Source organism: Geobacillus sp. DSP4a, from assembly GCF_013096875.1.
GTDB classification, from domain to species: domain Bacteria; phylum Bacillota; class Bacilli; order Bacillales; family Anoxybacillaceae; genus Geobacillus; species Geobacillus thermophilus.
This window is the reverse complement of the sequence record NZ_SDLD01000149.1, coordinates 1-877: the sequence shown is the minus strand read 5'-3', so window position 1 is coordinate 877 and position 877 is coordinate 1. Positions and strand designations below refer to the sequence as shown.

The following is an 877-nucleotide window of genomic DNA, read 5'->3' as shown; positions in this document are numbered from 1 at the left end:
ATACTACCTGTGAAGATGCAGGTTACCCGCGACAGGACGGAAAGACCCCGTGGAGCTTTACTGCAGCCTGATATGGAATTTTGGTATCGCTTGTACAGGATAGGTGGGAGCCTGGGAAGCCGGAGCGCCAGCTTCGGTGGAGGCGGCGGTGGGATACCACCCTGGCGGTATTGAAGTTCTAACCCGCACCCCTGATCGGGGTGGGAGACAGTGTCAGGCGGGCAGTTTGACTGGGGCGGTCGCCTCCCAAAAGGTAACGGAGGCGCCCAAAGGTTCCCTCAGAATGGTTGGAAATCATTCGGAGAGTGCAAAGGCACAAGGGAGCTTGACTGCGAGACGGACAGGTCGAGCAGGGACGAAAGTCGGGCTTAGTGATCCGGTGGTTCCGCATGGAAGGGCCATCGCTCAACGGATAAAAGCTACCCCGGGGATAACAGGCTGATCTCCCCCAAGAGTCCACATCGACGGGGAGGTTTGGCACCTCGATGTCGGCTCATCGCATCCTGGGGCTGTAGTCGGTCCCAAGGGTTGGGCTGTTCGCCCATTAAAGCGGTACGCGAGCTGGGTTCAGAACGTCGTGAGACAGTTCGGTCCCTATCCGTCGCGGGCGCAGGAAATTTGAGAGGAGCTGTCCTTAGTACGAGAGGACCGGGATGGACGCACCGCTGGTGTACCAGTTGTCCCGCCAGGGGCACCGCTGGGTAGCTATGTGCGGACGGGATAAGCGCTGAAAGCATCTAAGCGTGAAGCCCCCCTCAAGATGAGATTTCCCACCGCGTCAGGCGGGTAAGATCCCTCGAAGATGACGAGGTCGATAGGTCCGAGGTGGAAGCGTGGCGACACGTGGAGCTGACGGATACTAATCGATCGAGGGCTT

At 59.0% G+C, this 877-nt stretch carries 1 rRNA gene; it reads left to right on the top strand.

Annotated features, from left to right (window positions below):
• Positions 1 to 877, top strand: a 23S ribosomal RNA gene (locus ETC02_RS16735); the annotation flags it as partial.